The sequence below is a fragment of the Microcoleus sp. D3_18a_C4 genome (genome assembly GCF_036702415.1).
GTDB lineage: Bacteria > Cyanobacteriota > Cyanobacteriia > Cyanobacteriales > Microcoleaceae > Microcoleus.
This window is the reverse complement of the sequence record NZ_JAUBTI010000127.1, coordinates 1-17220: the sequence shown is the minus strand read 5'-3', so window position 1 is coordinate 17220 and position 17220 is coordinate 1. Positions and strand designations below refer to the sequence as shown.

The following is a 17220-nucleotide window of genomic DNA, read 5'->3' as shown; positions in this document are numbered from 1 at the left end:
CCCGCCCGTCCAAAAAGGACGGGCGGGACGCCCATCCCACTTTCAAGAGTGGAAGTTATTTAATTCTCATTCCTAAAGCGGGTACTGGAAGTTGTCGATCCATCTGTAAGGAGTAGGAGAGCGATCGCCCAAAATCATCGACCTTCCAATATTTGATTGGGTTTTGGACGTTCTGATTGGCGGGAATAAATTCCTCAAAGGTAATCGTCTTTTCTGACCTTGAATTTAGGTAGCATCACAGACACGCCACGTCAGAATCTCCCAACGTTTAAGGACAGGTTCAGCAATCACGATCTCATTTTCTCTTGCCTCCATCACGATCAAATAATCTCCCTGGTTAAATCTGTTATTGTAAATTCTTGCTTGTTCTTCGGGCACCAACCATCCTTGAAGTGCGCCATATAGACCGCCAGCAGTTGCAGCAATCCCACTTCCAAAGAAAGTTGCTAAAATGCTTTCCACCGCTACTGCTTGACCAATACCGGGAATTAGCAGGCTGCTGAGTCCAACAATTAAGGCTACTGAACCTAGTCGTAGGCTGCCTAATATAGCGCCTACTTGTGCGCCGGCTGCTCTTGTGATTAAAATTTGCTGCACCCCCAGAGAGTCCAAATCATCATGGTCAGAAGGTTGAGCAATCACAGAAATTTTGTGCATGGGGAAGCCCCTGCTTTTTAGCTCAACTAGCGCCTGCTCTGCGTTTTGATGATTAGTAAATAGGCCGCTAGCACGTTTGAGATTTTGGGAATTCATGATAAATATTCAATATTCAACGCTACAAAAGTGGTAAATAGTGTGTAAAGCTGCTCTGAATGGCCGCATCACAAAAACCACTTAGTTCAGAGGTGCAAAACGCTTTAGCAAAGCTGACAAAGGAATCATTGGCAGTCCGAATCCAATACAAATTAAGCCTTGGATTGTGTTCAAAGCTTCTGTGTTGAATAACTGATTCATAATGCCCCATTGGCTAAACAGGAATTGGAGAATGAAAATAGCCCCAATGCCGATCGCCACAGCATAGCCAACTGATTCATCTTTACCGCGCAGTTTGGCGACGATCGCCGGAACGAAGCGACTGATACTTAACAGGTAAAAAGCTTCTGCCGCAACCAATGCTTGAATTGCCATCGTCCGGGCTAGAGCTTCATTGCCTGTGGTTTGGACGATCCATTCAAACATCCCAAAGATCGCAATCCAGTTAAATACCGAAACTGTCAGAATCCGAGCGGTCAGCCTGCGAGACAGAAGCGGTTCATTGGCAGGTCGAGGCGGCTGTTGCATGACATCGGGAGAGGGCGGCTCAAATGCCAACGGTAAGCTCAACGCAACTGAACTGACCATATTCAGCCAGAGAATTTGTACTGGCAAAATGGGTAGTGGGGTTGCCAAAAGTACGGCAATCAAGATGGTCATGGACTCTCCACCATTCACGGGCAGGATGAAGGCGATCGCCCGCAGCAGATTCTTATAAACCGTGCGCCCTTCCTTAACTGCTTTCTCGATCGAAGCTCGGAAGATAGACCTATTTCCAGGTCAGTCTCTAAAAGCCGAGCTACTTTCTCGACAGAGAGGTGATGCCAAGAGTGTTCTACTAATTTTTCTACATTGGTTGCAGTCATAACATTTCTTGTCAAGTCAAGTGCTTCTCTGTTGTTTCGTCTTGTTTCTAGCCTCATTGATGAATGTGAGGGAAAAGTGATAGACTGATTTCTGTTACTCACATTTGGATCACATTTGCTCCCTATACTTAGGTAGAAAACCGATTAAGATAACTTATAAACTTGCCAACCTTAGTTCACGCGATTTGATTTATTGTTACCTTTTATTAAAAGGGTTGTAAAAAGCATTCCTTTTGATGGATGAACTATGGTACATTTACTTGTTGAGTTCAAATGCTCAAAGACTTCATGCTGAGGTTTATCGGCAAAATGGCGTTTCCCAACAAACAAAACAAACAAAGAATATGCAATTATTAAAGCTATTTGTGCAAGGAATCAGCGTCAGCACTGTTGCAATTTTGGGTTTAGGTGCTTGCACCCCCCCCAATACTCCACAGACAACTGTTCCATCTCCTTCTGCTCCCACAACTGCCACTGGAAATACGACTGTTCCAACCACTCCAGCGCCTGCAACCACGACCGCACAGACGCCTCAAAATCAAGACATTGACGATATTGCCGATCGCGTAGAAGATGCCTTGGACTCCGATACCACCCTCAAGCAATTCGATTTGGACGCAGACGACCGGGATAATTCGATTGTGTTAACAGGGCGCGTTCAAACGGCAGAACAAAAAGCATTGGCAGAACAAATTGCTCGGCAAACTGCACCGAATGTTTCGCTCAATAACCAAATCGTCCTTCAGTAGTTCCTCACAGTGAAGTGGCCAGAGAATTTGGCGCTTCTTGCCACTTAAAAATTTGCGTGATCGCAGTGAGGAAACCTATGGATTTGGCAACCTTATTTGGCTAGACCTTTTGCAAAAATAAATAGGACGGGCTCTCCGGCCCGTCCCACAAAAAAAAATAACTCTTGTGGGATGGGCCCCAGAGCCCGTCCCATCAATTGATGAAAAGGATTTTTGCAAGAGGTCTACTGGATGCGATCGCAATCTTGAAACAATAAACTTATTCAACGATTTCGTAACGGACTAACTGGCGAACATTTTGACGTGATAACTGGAGCTCTTGCGCGATCGCTGCCTCTATCTGGGTTGCGTCAGTCATTGGCAATTCTAATTCCAATCGCTTCAAAATGGGTTCTGCTGTTTCTACCGCAACCTGGGTTGTTCCTTGTTTTCGGTTAATCACCGCGTTGATCAGCAATATATTGACAGACACCGTTGCTTTAAGCTGAGTATCTGCCTGAAGTTTATTCTTTACTATCTGGGGTTGTTGTAATTCTTGAGCCATTAGGAAACTGGAACCAACCCAAAACGCGATCGCCACAAACGGCAATGGCACCCAAAACTCTGCGCCTGATGCTTTTAGCCAACGTTTAGTAACCTGCCACATAAATTTTTTACCCCACCCCAACCCTCCCCGATGCCTTGGGGAGGGAGTAAGAAATTCACAAATGATTTAGGATTGCTATATTTGCACTTTAGTGGAGTTACCGCTCTGCTGAAATCATACTCAAGGACGATGCGTCAAATGTTTCAGTTCGACAAGCCGAATTAAACAGAAATATGAGAATCTTACTTGTGGAGGACGACCCAAAGCAACTGATGCCACTTCAAACAGTGCTGTCTCAAGCAGGACATAGCGTGGATGGGGTAAAAGATGGAGAAACGGCACAGTGGCTGTTATCAGAAAAAGAATATGATTTGTTGATTTTGGACTGGATGTTGCCACATATCAGTGGGGTAAATCTCTGTCGTCAATATCGAGCAGCAGGGAAAACAGCGCCGATTTTGATGATCACGGCAAGAGATACCACGCCTGAAAAAGTGACCGGGTTAGACGCAGGTGCAGATGATTACCTGGTGAAACCGATCGATTTGGTTGAATTCATGGCACGAGTGCGGGCATTAAGACGGCGATCGCCCCTTTGGCAAGGAGATACGCTCAGCCTTGAGGATCTGCACCTCCACCTTGATACTCTTACTGTTGAGCGACAAGGTGCAACTGTTTCCCTCTCCAGTCGCGAGTTTCAGTTGTTGGAGTATTTTATGCGTCATCCCCGGCAAGTTTTGACTCGGAATCAGATTGAACAAGGCGTGTGGGAATGGGGGACTGAACCAGAGAGCAATGCGATTACGGTTCTAATTCGCAAACTCCGCCAACGCTTGCAGACTGTAGGATCGGCAGACTGGATTGAGAGCATTTACGGTATGGGTTATCGCCTCACTTGCCCTGAAAAGTAACGATCGTAAAGGCAAGCTGTGTTTAATCAAAGTCGTCGGAATCTGGCTCGTTGGTTCACCCTCTCAATGGGAAGCATTCTTGTGCTGTTTGCAGGAGTGATTTACCAGATTGAGGTAAAAGATAAACTAGAGGCGCTTGATCGACTGCTATATGACAAAACTAGAGTCATGGCTGCCAGCGTGCATTATGAAGTTCGCCAAAACCAGAACCAGGTCGATCTGAGTCATGTTTCTTTGTTAGGCAGTGGTTCTCATCCCCTTGCTGAAGATCTGATTTACGTGCGCTGGTATAACGCACAAGGGCGGCTAGTTCGTTTTTTTGGGAATTCTCCTCCCGATCGGTTAAATACGCCTTTTGGTTATCTCACAGTTCGATCGCCCGATCCACTTTTGGGAAAAGGAATCTGGCTGCGTCAGGTGACATTACCCGTTGAAGGTAGAAGTCGGGTACTCGGTTATCTTCAGGTTGCAACTCCCCTGACAGAAACTCAAAACAGGCTCACTGAGCTTCAGATTGTGCTAACTCTCGCTGTCCCGCTGACACTGGGCTTAATTGCCCTCACAGGTTGGTTTCTCAGCGGGCTGGCCATGCAACCGATTCGGCAAGCCTATCAGCAGCTTCAGCGCTTTACAGCCGATGCCTCTCACGAGTTGCGATCGCCCCTCTCTGCCATTCTCACTAATGCCCAGCTTGGGTTGCTCATCGCGGGTGATGATTCGCGTTACCATCCTCCCTTAGAAAACATTGTAGATAGCGCAAAATCAATGGGAGCGCTGGTGAATAATTTACTACTGTTGGCTCGTCATCAAGGGCGACTTGCGCCGGAATCGCTCAGGTTAATCAATCTCAACGAGTTGCTGAGCAATTTAGCAACCCAGTTTCTCGCACTTGCAGAAGCCCAAAATATCAAATTCACCTGCGAATCACCGGAACAACCGATTGAATTATTGGCCGATCCTGATTTGCTACGGCAAGTAGTCGAAAACTTGCTTTACAATGCCTGTAAATATACTCCTGTTGGCGGAACTGTAAAGATACGCTTAGTTCTTCATTCCCATTTGGCAGTCATTCAGATTATCGATACGGGAATCGGTATTCCAGAAGCGGACTTACCCTATATTTTCGATCGCTTCTATCGAGTAGACACCGATCGCTCGCAGGAGAGTGGAGGCTTTGGGCTGGGGTTGGCGATCGTCCAACAAATTGTCAAGGCACACAGCGGACAAATACAGGTGACGAGTGCAGTGGGCCAAGGCTCAACGTTCCAGGTTGAACTGCCGCTCAAACCTTATCACTAAGCTGCCTCAAACGAAAGAGAAGGTGCACTCTGCTGTTGACGTAACTGCAATGTATGTGGTGTATTTAGATAAATGCCAATGAAGCTGAAACAGGATTTCTGGGTGGGTTGGGCGATCGGGGCGATCGTCCTGATCTCTTGTGGGGACCAAACTACCTCACAAAGACAACAACCCGATATAAAACGTGAAATTTCACTGAGAGCAGTCCCGTTAGATAAAACAAAAGTTGTGATGGGACAAACCGTATATGTCCCTATTTACTCACATATTTATCACTACAATAGTAAGGATCAAGTCATGAATTTGTCAGCCACGCTCAGTATCCGCAATACGGATCTGACAAATTCGATTATTATTACTTCGGTGCGTTACTACGATAGTGAGGGGAAATTGATCAGGCAGGACATTAAGAGTCCAGTAGAACTCAAACCGCTTGCTTCCACAGAATTTTTTATTGCAGCCGATGATACAAGTGGAGGATCTGGTGCAAACTTTATTGTGGAGTGGGTTGCAGAAAAAACGGTTTATGAGCCTGTCATTGAAGCTGTCATGATTAGTACCTCTTCTTCTCAGGGCATTTCATTTATCAGTCCCGCTAAAGTTCTCAAGCAACACAAAAAAATGCAAAACTGATTTTAGAGGATTAAATTCTTGCTTTACAAGGTAGTTTGGGACTAGGGTAGAATGGATTGAGGGATTGCTAGCAAAAGGTTGTATTTTGCCAATAAAATGTCCCTAGGTCAATACGGTTCACATAAGACACTCATGGAGACAAAACCCTGTGAAAAACAGATCCGGCGTTGGCGAATCCTGCCCGAAGGGCTTATGCTTCGCCCAAAGATCTCTTCGGACAAAAAAACATTAACTTAACCGTATTACTCTATAGACAATGTGCTGTTTGTTATACTTATTTTGGGGAATATTATTCATAAGTGCTACCTTTTAAAAGACATCGATCTGTAGGTAAAAAATCGGGGAAAACCACTTATATTTAAAGACTTAATAATACTTTGCGGCAGCGAAGTTTTCGTTTGGTTCGTAAAACCTCGTCTTTCTCACAAAAACTGCAAAACTATATTAGGGCAATTTTTAACTTTGTACATCACTATAATTATTGCATAAGAAAACGATATCATTACTGTGGATGACTACCCAACTTTTTTCTGTTAAGATTAGAGAGCTTGAGGGTGAATACTAAAAATATAAATGAGGACTTAGGGTATGCAAAAGCGACAATTGGGAACATCACAAATTCAGATTACCCCGATAATTATGGGGACTTGGCAAGCTGGGAAGCGGATGTGGGTGGGAATTGAGGATGCTGAAACTGTCAAAGCAATGCGCGCGGCTTTTGAGGCAGGTATTACCACCTTTGATACGGCTGAGGTTTACGGAGAAGGGCATTCGGAACAAATTATCGGTCAAGCACTTTCAGATGTGCGATCGCAAGTAGTTTATGCTAGCAAAGTTTTCGCCAACCACCTGAAACCCGATTTGGTAATCGAAGCCTGCGATCGATCGCTAAAAAACCTCAACACCGATTATATCGACCTTTACCAAATCCACTGGCCCGCTGGCACTTGGAATTCCGAGTTAGTGCCAATTGCAGAAACAATGGACGCCCTGAACAAGTTAAAAGAACAGGGAAAAATTCGGGCGATCGGCGTTTCCAACTTTTCCCGCGCCCAAATAGAAGAAGCCGCCCAATACGGACGCATCGACAGCTTGCAACCGCCCTATTCTCTGTTTTGGCGCTGGGTAGAAAAAGATGCTATGTCCTATTGTGTGGACAATCATATCTCCATCATTGCCTATTCATCTCTAGCTCAAGGAATATTGACAGGTAAATTCGGGCCAGAACACAAGTTTGAAGAAGGCGACCACCGCGCCAAAAATAAGCTGTTCATCAAAGAAAATTACGACCGAGTGCAAACAGCATTAAATCAACTCAGGCCAATTGCCGATCGCCATCAAACAAGCTTGGGCAACTTAGCTTTAGCTTGGTTGATTTCCCAGCCGCAAACAAATGCAATTGTCGGCGCGCGCGACGGGGAACAAGCAGCCGAAAATGCTAAAGCTGCTGAGGTAAAATTGAGTGAAGAGGAATTAAAAGAAATTGACGCGATCGGGCGAACAGTCACCGACCATTTAGACGATAATCCGGTAATGTGGAACTTCTAAAACAGAACTGACGCAACTGGCATATATATTAAGGTATCCCGGAACTCACGCCCAGATAACCATTCTCGCTTAACGGGCTAGAAGCCCGTTCCACAAAGAGTGAATTTCTTGTGGAATGGGCTAGAAGCCCGTTCCTAAAAAGCTAATGAGGTATAATATCTACTGCGCTGTGGAAATATTCAAAAAGTTAAAATCAAAAATCACAAATCCGAAATCTAAAATCGAATGAGTTACTGTCTGAATCCTAACTGTTCCAAGCCACAAAACCCTCCCGCAGTCAAATTATGCAAACATTGCCGTTCAAAACTGCTGCTGCGCGATCGCTACCGGGCTATAAAGGCGATCGGACAAGGCGGTTTTGGTAGAACATTCCTCGCCGTTGACGAAGACAAACCCTCAAAACCTCGCTGCGTCATCAAACAATTTTTACCCGCAGAAACCCAACTCATCCCATCAGCAAGCAATCGCAACAGCAAAAAAGCAGCCGAACTTTTTGAACAAGAAGCAATGCGATTAGACGAATTGGGCAAACACGCCCAAATTCCCGAACTATTAGCCTACTCCATCCAAGACAGCAGACAATATGTAGTCCAAGAATTTATCGACGGGCAAAATTTAGCACAAATTGTAGAAACAGAAGGCAGATTTACCGAAAATCAAATTCAAGACTTACTCAATAGCTTATTACCCGTCCTTCACTTCATCCATTCCCACAACGTTATTCACCGAGACATCAAACCCGGAAACATCATCCGCCGCGCCGACAAACAATTAGTTTTAGTAGACTTTGGCGCAGCCAAAATTGCCACAGGTACAGCCTTACTCAAAACAGGAACCAGCATCGGCAGCCCCGAATACATCGCCCCCGAACAAGCTAGAGGCAAAGCATTTTTTACCAGCGATTTGTACAGTTTAGGCGTAACTTGTTTGTATTTGCTAACTCAAGTTTCCCCATTTGACCTGTTCGATCCGGGTGAAGATTCCTGGATATGGCGGCAGTATTTGGCCAACAACCCCGTGAGTGAACAACTCGGAAAAATTTTAGACAAAATGATTGAAAATGCTACCAACCGCCGCTATCAAACGGCTGTTGAAGTATTAAAAGAAATTAATCCCCAAGTTGCGATCGATCTAGCAATTCCTCAAACAAATTCCAAGTTAGTTAAACCAGGAAAAACTCCCGACCAGCCCCAACAGCAAACCTATAACTGGCAATGTCTTCACACCCTCACAGGTCACAAAAACTTAATTTACTCTGTGGCTTTCAGCCCCAACGGAGAAGTTGTAGCCAGCGGCAGCGATGACAAAACAATCAAGCTGTGGGGAGTTGAAGACGGGCAAGAAATTGTCACCCTCACAGGACACGCTAACTCAGTTTATACAGTAGCTTTCAGCCCGGACGGACTAATGCTAGCCAGCAGCAGCCACGACAAAACTGTCAAACTTTGGCGGATGAAAGATGGACAACAAATGCGTACTCTGATCGGTCACAGTAACTCAGTTTACGGCGCAGCTTTCAGTCCCGATGGAACTCTGATTGCTAGCAGCAGTTGGGACAAAACAATCAAGATTTGGCGCGTCAAAGACGGGCAAGAAGTTCGCACCCTTGCGGGTCACACCAATTTAGTTTATTTTGTTGCTTTTAGCCCGGATGGCGAAACTCTTGCTAGTTGCAGTTGGGACAGAACAATCAAGATTTGGCTAGTTAAAGATGGGAAGCTAATTCGCACACTTACAGGTCATACAGACTCGGTTCGCTGCATAGCTTTCAGTCCCAATGGAGAGTTTTTGGCTAGCGGCAGCCATGACAATACTATTAAAATTTGGTGGGTCAAAGATTGGCAAGAAGTTTTAACTATCACAGGACATTCTTGGTATGTTGATTCTATTGCTTTTAGTCCTGATGGCGAGATTCTGGCTAGCAGCAGCAATCAAACTATTAAAATTTGGCGAGTGAAAGACGGTCAAGAAATTTGTAATATTGGGGGTCATACTAACTCGGTCTATTCTGTTAATTTTAGCCCGGAAGGAGAGTTTTTGGCTAGCGGCAGCAGTGACAAAACTATTAAGATTTGGCAGAATACCATGTTTGTTTGATTAACCACGATCGAAATTGTTTGTAGTCGGTGGGCGGGGGCAGGTTTATGATAATTGTGGGTTTTAGGCGATTATTGTTGGTGAACCTGCCCCTACAGGAATTATGGTCAATTCACCGAATACGATAGGATTCAACCATTTTCCCTTTCAATTTTTTGCCGCAACTCCCGAATGACTGTACTTGTAGGGCGATCGCGCGACATTTGCCAGCATTCCTCCACAATTTCTGATACATTAAAATTGGGAAAATAACGGCTAACTGAACTTTCTACATATCGATCGTTTTGCAAGTCGTAAATTCTGAGCTTATTTTTCTTAAACAGCCACACTTCCGGCACTTTATAAGGCAAGTAATCATCTAAATCGGTGTAGCTAGTTACGTCTACTTCGATTACTAGATCGGGCGGCGGTTCAACACCCCAAGCAATCCGATCTTTACCAAGAATTGCCGCGCAATTATCGATATAAAAACAATAATCTGGTTCAATCCCTCTTACCTCCGGCAAATCCATCGTAATTGGCGTAAACGCTTCATAATCTCGCCCCAAGTAATCTAGGAAAACCATTGCCACCATTGCAATAATATGAGATTGTTTGCCGTGTACTGGTAAAGGGGACATTAACAAAATCTCTCCGGGTCGATATTTGATGCGTGGAATCTGACGATCGCCCAATTGTGCTACAAGTGCTTGGTAATCCTGCCAGTTTCCGGGGAATTTTATAAGTGTTCCTGGGGGCAAATGAATTTTTTCTGGCGTGACAACTGCAAACATAAAACTTATACCTCCTGACTGAGGATGTGTGTTTTAAACAACTAAAAGCTATTATCACTCTATCTGCTTCACCACCTCCAATGTCAGCCCTAGCACCCCTGCAATTTCCTCATCCTTCAATCCCAACTGTCGTAATTTACCAATCATTTCAATTTTAACTTGATTCGTGCCATCTTGGTAGTCGGGAGTCGGAGGCTGACTTTTATCTGGGGTAGGAGTGGATAGTTCTGAGCAAGCATTGATATAGTTAATTGTATTGCTATTACCAAAATTAGTAGTGCGATCGCCAAAATTTATATTCAGATTTAATTGCCGTTCTAGAACAGATTCCAGATTACCTTTATCAACTGATTCACCGAAAACATCAGATAACATTTGCAAAAGCTCGTAACCTACATCCTTAGCATGACCAGCCGTACAACCGTAAGTATCTGCCATATCAGAATACTTTTGTCGCTTCAGTATTCCCTCGATAATTTTACGCTGCAAGTCATTAAGATGTTTGCCTGTCTTCGCGCTGATCACTTTATCTACAAATTGCAAGATATGGGCAGTGTCCATCAGTAGGGGGGTCGGAGAACTATAGTTAGTATACCCGACTTTATCCGCCTTTATCCGCCTTTTTCCGCCTTGCATTGCGATTTTAGAAATGCCCGTCTTTTTCCGTCTTTTTTCGCTTTGCAGTTTTGTGCGATCGGTCTATGATGTGGAAAAGGATAAGAAGCAGCTTCGCTGGAAAAAGGGACTGCACATATAATCCCAATCTCCAACAGCGACCGATGGGGCTTTACTAAGTTGCGAGTTGCGATCGCACTTCCAAATTATCTTATAGGTTTTGGGTACTCACCTGTATTGGTGAACAGAATTTCATCTACCAGTTTTAAGACTTCTGCAATGTCCATAGATCGCTCTGATAGGCAGGTTTTTCCGATATTATCCGATCTTTGGGACATTTGAGCAAGTTTTTCGGGAAAAGTTCAGACTCAATCCGACTGACAGGGCGCTCGGGTGTGGGTTTTGATTGGGAAGACAAATAATTCATCCTTAATATAGAGGATACAACAATGAAATTTCGACTAATTTCCGCGTTAAGTGTTTTTAGCGTATTAGGTCTATGTCAGCAAGCAAAAGCATATAACTTAGAAGCTTGTGCAAAAGATCCTATGACATCCGCTCCTCAAGTAATTAATTTACTTCAACCAATCGATCAAAAAATGATGGATTGTATTCCAAATTTAGATTCAATTGCTAGTCAATGGCAATCCAAAGCAAATAGTATTCGTTCGTCAATCAATAAAGTAAACATTGGGAATCAAGGTAACACTGGCATTGAAAAACTTGAATACAATGTTGCAGGCGGTATTATTTCTCTTGTTGCAAGAGTTCAGGCAAAACACACTTGGAGTGTAAGAATAGATGAGGTTAAAGAAAAAGTTCCTGTTGACAAATATCGGTGGGTAGATGTTCCTTATCCTGATGTACGAATGGAAAGAAAGTGTAGATTGGGCGTTTGTGTAAAAGTACCAGTACCTTTTACTAATTATCGAAAAGAAAAAGTGCCTTATGTAGAAATGGAAATGCGGATTATCACACCAGCAAGAACTGTATCTCAGACCGCCTCAGCTACTTGCAAGTATGATTATACATTGAATTTGTCTACAGGTGAACAAAAGCCGATATTTAATTGCGGTCAGGGCAGTCTTGGCAATTACAAGCTGGATGCAAGTGCAATTACCAGCATTCTAAATGGAGAAATGCCCACCTTGGGTAAGTTAGTAACTAGCCTAAGTATTACACCACCTCTATTTAAGGATGCCAATCGTGACACTTACAATGACGAAAGAAATAAAATAATTGCTAATCATTCCAGCTCTTTCGTTTACTTTTCTTCGCAATCTTTTGTAGAATGGGCTTCGACTGAAAACCATGCACCAAGTATACTTCTCACCGCCATCACTGGTAGTGGATATAGTGCAGAGCTTGTACGTCAAATTCAACAAAGATTGACTACTGAACTTGGTTTTTTAGGAGTATGGGCATCGCAAACCGCAGTAAATCTAGGTGTTGAACAGATTGTATCTATGTTGACAAAGGGCGAAGTGATGAATATCGGCAGGTTTAGGGTTTCCGTAAAAGCGATTAATGTGCCTTATGTTTATCAAAAATGTGTAGTTAACCGTGGTGATTGTACTCCTGAAGTTAAGTCGCCTCGTTTAGGTTTTGCTATCATTGCAACACCAAGCAATTAAGTAATAGCTCAAATCATAGCTATCTGCTCAGACCTTTAAGGTTTTTTTCTCGCACTTCGTCACCTATTGATCTCCTCATCAGACAACAGGAGATAAGGAGTGTGGATACGATCGCCCCTTATTTTTTTATTGATAGGCGATCGCACTCTTTGTCTGGATGCGATCGCCCCTCACTTTTTTACTGATAGGCGATCGCCCCTCTTTCTTTTACCGATCGACATCGACGCTGATTAGAAGCGGATAATCTCGATCGTGCATCGCGATCTCTGAAAACAAACATCAAATTCTCGAAAGAAGTTTGTTTGCCCAAGAATTAAGGGCACCTGAGAGGATTGTGCCCAGGCAAATGCTAGACGAACTGGTTCCAGATTCCCAATTTGAACATGCACAAATACACCCCGCGCCTCAACCCTTGCAAGATTTCCAGCCAATGGCAAGTGGATAGTTTGTTCCTCCCAAATTGCACCCAATTGCAGCCCTATGTCATAAGGTAATAGATTGACCGCAGACCCAGTATCTAGCAGTGCATTCGCCGAGACAGAAAAGCCTGCATGACGAGCGAGTAATGGGAATCGTGGGTAATGCTTCATCGTCAGAAAAGGGAAACTCGATCGTACTAGGCATGAGTAGATGCCTCTCGGTCATCCCGAATCATCTGCATTAGAATGTTTGCAGCTTCCGTTGCGTCGTAGGGCGACCAAACCGGATACTCGGATGCAGAAAAGATAACTTGTAGTTCAGCCTTTGGGATCTGCACAGCTAGGAGTTTGAAGAGTGATAATTTGTCTGACTGGCTCAGACTGTTCACCAAAGGAATTAACTCAGCGAGAGACATAGTTTAAACTCCTAGACATACGAGGATACATTTATCATAAGCGATCTGTGAGACACGGTTTTATAGATAGGCGATCGATCAAAAGTGTGGATGCGATCGCCCCTTACTTTTTTTATGGATAGGCGAGCGATGAAAAGTGTGGATGCGATCGCACCTTTCTTTACCAATAATCTAATTTTAAACAGAACCGTCATCGCCCTTCCTCCACCTCTTCAACAACTCCGGCGTCACCAAACCTTGCGGAAAAAATATCGTCCCCAAAACAATCAGCAACCCAAAAATAATTAAACGTCCATCCCGCAGAAATTGCGCCAACCAAATCGGCAATCCCTGAATAGTCGCCATCCCCCTCAAAACCTCCGGTAAAGCAGTAAACACCATCCCACCCAAAACTGCTCCCAGAAAACTTCTGCTACCACCAATCAACACAGAAGTCAAGTAAATAATACTAGCATCAAAAGTCCCTTGACGGGCGTTCCAAGTATTCAAAAAATGAGCGCTAACTGCACCCACAACCCCAGCTAAAACAGCGCCTAACGTGAAAGCCAAAACCTTATAAAAAGTTGGGTTAATGCCGATCGCATCAGCCGCCAACTCATCAGCCCGAATCGCCGCAAAAGCCCGCCCCACCCGAATCCGTTCCAGCCGATAGACAATCGCCATACTTACCAAAAGTAAAGGTAGTACAATCCACAAATACTCGATCGGCGTCCCAAACGGTTGCGGAATCCCAAAAATGCCCACAGCCCCCCCAGTGATATCTAAATTCAGCGATAAAACCCGCAAAATTTCCACAAAAGCAATAGTTGCGATCGCCAAATAAATCCCACTCAACCGCAGCGCCGGAATTCCCACCAAAATCCCCAGCAACCCCGAAACAACCCCTGCAATTATCATCTCCACCAACAGCAATGGCAGTGGAAATAAACCCCCTGTCTGTTGAAACACCGTCGTAGATAAAATCGCCGCAATATACCCACCCAACGCATAAAAACCAGGGCTAGCCAGAGATAACTGTCCAGTCATTAGAGGCAAATATAGCGACATTCCCAACATGGCACCCAGCAACATCGAGACAATCAGAAACCCATAAGTAGTAAAAAATGTAGCCATGATTTTATTTTAAATAATAAACATACTTAAATACCAACTTTATCTCAAATCCAGTCCCCTCATAATCATTCATTTCTCTCTTCTCTTTCTCTGCGTTCTCTGCGTCCTCTGCGGTTAAATTATTCCGATATAATTAGTTTCTTTAGGGGGCAATCCCCCCGTGGCTGCCCCAATTTTCATCACCTAATTATCTATTTTACACCTTTTGAATCAAACGCCGTCCAAACAAACCCTGCGGTCTAACCAATAGCATAATAAACAATATGGCAAAAGCAACAGCATCCTTATAAGCCGAAAAATCTCCCGGCACAAAAGCCTCCACCAAACCAATGATAAACCCACCCAAAACCGCCCCAGGAATACTCCCCAACCCACCCAGCACAATCACCGCCAAACCCTTCAAACCAAAAGCAATACCAAAATACGGCCCAGCAATACTCACACTCGAACCCACCAAACTGCCCGCCAAACCAGCCAGAAAACTGCTCACAAAAAACGTCAAAACAATGTATCTATCAGTATCAATACCCAACAGACTAGAAGTAGTAGCATCTTCAGCCACAGCCTGCATTGCTTTGCCAAACTTAGTAAAATTTATTAAGTAAGTTAAGACAGCTACAATCGCTACAGATACCGCAAAAATTACTATTTGAACAGTACGAATCGGAATAGGTTTATCTACTGTTCCGAAGTTAATTGCAGCGGGCAAATAGCCGTAAGTGTTAGCGGGAAAAGTGTAAATTTCCGCACCTACAAGATATTGGATAATATTGGCGATCGCAACTGCCACACCCAAACTAGAAACCACGGTCAGCAGAGGATCTGAGAGTCGGCGGCGCAAAGGTAAAAAAGCAACTCTTTCAACAATTACTCCTACCAAACCAGCCATGACACTTCCCAAAATTAACGCCACAGCAAAAGGCAACTGCAGGGGAATTCGAGCATTAGCCCACAACCCATTAAAACCGAAAGTACCTCCCATCAGCGCATAGGTGAAATAAGCACCCAAAGTAAATACTGCACCGTGAGCAAAATTAATAATTCCCAGAATAGAAAACACCAGCGTGTATCCCAGCGCAAAAATAGCATACACGCTGCCGATCGACAAACCATTCAAAAATTGTTGCAAAAACAGAGTTAAGTCCATCACCAGTTAAGAATTTGGCATCACAACGAAGTCATTCACAAACAAACAGCATACAATTTTTTACTCTTCCTTCAACATCTACCTTCAACATCAGAAAGAACGAGCGGTAATTAATCCGTGTATCCGTGTCAAAATCCGTGTCGTGCCTTCCCTCATTTCAAAAATTCAAACTTACCATTATTACCATCAGCCTCCATCTTAATGCGTGCCACATAAAACTCTTTCTGATTAATCTCACCTTCCGGCGTAAAAGAAATTTCCCCCAAAGGCGTATCGTACTTGCCCACCAGCAACTGCTGATTCAAATTTGTCCGCAACTCGGCCAACGGCTTTTGGGTAACCTTAGACTTAGCATTAATTGCCTTTAATGACTCAACAAAAACTTGTACGCCCGTAAAAGCCTGAGCGCTAAACTGAGGTGGTTCTTTCTTGAATTGAGCGCGATAAGCCTCGCGAAAAGCCTTATTCACTTCATTTTCGTATTCCGGGCTGTAGGCTTGGGCAATCAAAACCCCATCGCAAAGAGCCTTGCAAACAGGAAATACATTAGAAGTATTCAGACCGTTGCCCCCAATGATAACGCCTTTGTAACCCAACTCCCGTAATTGCTTAATTAAATTGCCTCCATCTGCGGCCAACCCAGAAATAATTATCAAATCGGGCTTGACATTTATCCCATTAGTGGCTTGAGATTGGAAATCTGTATCAGTAGTCAAGAATTTTTGGACTGTTGCCAATTCCAGTCCCATATCTTTAACCGTTGTCTGAAAAGTTTCAGTCTCAGATTTGCTAAAAGCATCATTCTGAGCAAAAAACACGGCTACTTTCTTAATATTGGGATTTTGCTTCAGTGCGGCTTTAACTGCATTTGGTGCTACCACGGCCACAGGGGCGGAGACTCTGGCCACATAATCGCCAATCTGGGGAATGCCTTTAGCGGTGTTGGAGGGTGCGAGTACGGGAACTTTTGCTCTATCGGCGATCGGATTTGCACTAAAAGCTTGTTGCGAGAGGGTCGGCCCCACAATACCTACCACCTTATCCTGATTGATCAGAGTATTGAAGGCATTGATCGTCCCTTGTTCATCTCCACCGGTATCTTGGAACACCAGTCTAATCGGCGTCCCATCCACACCGCCCTTATCGTTGAAATACTTCTCAGCAATTTTCGCGCCAGCCACCTGTTCCTGACCCAGTAAAGCCACATTGCTAGTTTGCGCCACCCCAACCCCAACGGGAATAGCGGTAGAGTTCCCCGCAGCCGAACCCTGTGGCGAAGTTGCCGGAGATGGCGAACTACCTGGAGATACTGTAGTCGATGTCTGGGGAGTGTTCGTCTGAGTGCAAGCGATCAGCAGTGAAGCGCAGGTAATGAATAAGGCACTAGGGCGAGCGGCAGGTTTTTTCATAAGCGGGCGATCGAACACATATATATAGACCATCTCTATATAGAACATCTATATGTGCAAATATTCTACCGATTCGCGGGAGAGACCCGGACCCAAAAACCTATTTCCGGGGCAAAAAGACCCCATAGCCATCAAGAGGAGTCAGCCAGCGGAGGTCGGAGAGCAACCTAAGAGCCGAAACCCTTACTGTGTATAGCTTCAAAAAAAATTCAAAAATATTTTCACAAAACGCTTGACAACTCTGGGGAGAGT

The 17220-nt window shown here is 44.3% G+C and carries 18 protein-coding genes and 1 pseudogene; 9 read left to right on the top strand and 10 right to left on the bottom strand.

The features are described from left to right. Nucleotides 1-225 precede the first annotated feature (225 nt). From QUB16_RS29950 to QUB16_RS29940, 3 genes are all read right to left on the bottom strand, one after another. The gene (locus QUB16_RS29950) at nucleotides 226-753 is read right to left on the bottom strand and encodes a hypothetical protein (RefSeq protein ID WP_333321784.1); all 528 of its coding nucleotides are present in this window, start codon (nucleotides 751-753) and stop codon (nucleotides 226-228) included. 81 nt (nucleotides 754-834) lie between these two features. After that, entirely contained in the window at nucleotides 835-1413 is a 579-nt protein-coding gene (locus QUB16_RS29945) for a cation transporting ATPase C-terminal domain-containing protein (RefSeq protein ID WP_333321782.1), read from the bottom strand. Between the two features lie 14 nt (nucleotides 1414-1427). Next, nucleotides 1428-1619, bottom strand: a complete 192-nt coding sequence (locus tag QUB16_RS29940; protein WP_333321781.1) for a hypothetical protein — start codon at nucleotides 1617-1619, stop codon at nucleotides 1428-1430. 236 nt (nucleotides 1620-1855) lie between these two features. On the opposite strand from QUB16_RS29940, the gene QUB16_RS29935 reads away from it, so the two are divergent. Beyond that, nucleotides 1856-2368: a BON domain-containing protein gene (locus tag QUB16_RS29935; protein WP_333321780.1), complete on the top strand. Its 513-nt coding sequence runs from the start codon at nucleotides 1856-1858 to the stop codon at nucleotides 2366-2368. Nucleotides 2369-2627: 259 nt separating this feature from the next. On the opposite strand, the gene QUB16_RS29930 is transcribed toward QUB16_RS29935, so the two are convergent. After that, entirely contained in the window at nucleotides 2628-3014 is a 387-nt protein-coding gene (locus QUB16_RS29930) for a hypothetical protein (protein ID WP_333321778.1), read from the bottom strand. Nucleotides 3015-3187: 173 nt separating this feature from the next. On the opposite strand from QUB16_RS29930, the gene rppA reads away from it, so the two are divergent. From rppA to QUB16_RS29900, 6 genes and pseudogenes are all read left to right on the top strand, one after another. Then, nucleotides 3188-3865, top strand: a complete 678-nt coding sequence (gene rppA, locus QUB16_RS29925; RefSeq protein ID WP_333321776.1) for a two-component system response regulator RppA — start codon at nucleotides 3188-3190, stop codon at nucleotides 3863-3865. A gap of 66 nt (nucleotides 3866-3931) precedes the next feature. After that, nucleotides 3932-5164, top strand: coding sequence for a HAMP domain-containing sensor histidine kinase (locus QUB16_RS29920; protein ID WP_333321774.1), 1233 nt, complete (start codon nucleotides 3932-3934; stop codon nucleotides 5162-5164). Nucleotides 5165-5242: 78 nt separating this feature from the next. Beyond that, nucleotides 5243-5797, top strand: a complete 555-nt coding sequence (locus tag QUB16_RS29915) for a DUF3124 domain-containing protein (RefSeq protein WP_333321772.1) — start codon at nucleotides 5243-5245, stop codon at nucleotides 5795-5797. A gap of 245 nt (nucleotides 5798-6042) precedes the next feature. Continuing rightward, a pseudogene (locus QUB16_RS29910) lies at nucleotides 6043-6312 on the top strand (IS1 family transposase); the annotation flags it as partial. 73 nt (nucleotides 6313-6385) lie between these two features. Beyond that, nucleotides 6386-7345, top strand: a complete 960-nt coding sequence (locus QUB16_RS29905; RefSeq protein WP_333219548.1) for an aldo/keto reductase — start codon at nucleotides 6386-6388, stop codon at nucleotides 7343-7345. A 225-nt stretch (nucleotides 7346-7570) separates the two neighbouring features. Then, the gene (locus QUB16_RS29900; RefSeq protein ID WP_333321770.1) at nucleotides 7571-9442 is read left to right on the top strand and encodes a serine/threonine-protein kinase; all 1872 of its coding nucleotides are present in this window, start codon (nucleotides 7571-7573) and stop codon (nucleotides 9440-9442) included. 131 nt (nucleotides 9443-9573) lie between these two features. Here QUB16_RS29900 and QUB16_RS29895 read toward each other — a convergent pair whose 3' ends face one another. Both QUB16_RS29895 and QUB16_RS29890 read right to left on the bottom strand, forming a co-directional pair. Next, the gene (locus tag QUB16_RS29895) at nucleotides 9574-10215 is read right to left on the bottom strand and encodes a Uma2 family endonuclease (protein WP_333321768.1); all 642 of its coding nucleotides are present in this window, start codon (nucleotides 10213-10215) and stop codon (nucleotides 9574-9576) included. 54 nt (nucleotides 10216-10269) lie between these two features. After that, on the bottom strand, nucleotides 10270-10776 hold the full coding sequence (locus QUB16_RS29890) for a hypothetical protein (protein WP_333321766.1): 507 nt from the start codon (nucleotides 10774-10776) through the stop codon (nucleotides 10270-10272). A 503-nt stretch (nucleotides 10777-11279) separates the two neighbouring features. On the opposite strand from QUB16_RS29890, the gene QUB16_RS29885 reads away from it, so the two are divergent. Next, a complete protein-coding gene (locus QUB16_RS29885) occupies nucleotides 11280-12464 on the top strand; it encodes a hypothetical protein (protein ID WP_333321764.1) in 1185 nt (394 codons plus the stop codon). Nucleotides 12465-12563: 99 nt separating this feature from the next. Then, nucleotides 12564-12698, top strand: a complete 135-nt coding sequence (locus QUB16_RS29880) for a hypothetical protein (protein ID WP_333321762.1) — start codon at nucleotides 12564-12566, stop codon at nucleotides 12696-12698. 382 nt (nucleotides 12699-13080) lie between these two features. Here QUB16_RS29880 and QUB16_RS29875 read toward each other — a convergent pair whose 3' ends face one another. The 4 genes from QUB16_RS29875 to QUB16_RS29860 form a co-directional block, all read right to left on the bottom strand. After that, nucleotides 13081-13299, bottom strand: a complete 219-nt coding sequence (locus QUB16_RS29875; RefSeq protein WP_333321761.1) for a hypothetical protein — start codon at nucleotides 13297-13299, stop codon at nucleotides 13081-13083. Nucleotides 13300-13476: 177 nt separating this feature from the next. Further along, entirely contained in the window at nucleotides 13477-14412 is a 936-nt protein-coding gene (locus QUB16_RS29870) for a branched-chain amino acid ABC transporter permease (protein WP_333321759.1), read from the bottom strand. A gap of 196 nt (nucleotides 14413-14608) precedes the next feature. Further along, nucleotides 14609-15559 (bottom strand): branched-chain amino acid ABC transporter permease, encoded by a 951-nt coding sequence (locus QUB16_RS29865; protein WP_333321757.1) that lies wholly within the window; start codon nucleotides 15557-15559, stop codon nucleotides 14609-14611. Nucleotides 15560-15711: 152 nt separating this feature from the next. Beyond that, nucleotides 15712-16968, bottom strand: a complete 1257-nt coding sequence (locus QUB16_RS29860; RefSeq protein WP_333321756.1) for an ABC transporter substrate-binding protein — start codon at nucleotides 16966-16968, stop codon at nucleotides 15712-15714. Nucleotides 16969-17220: the final 252 nt, after the last annotated feature.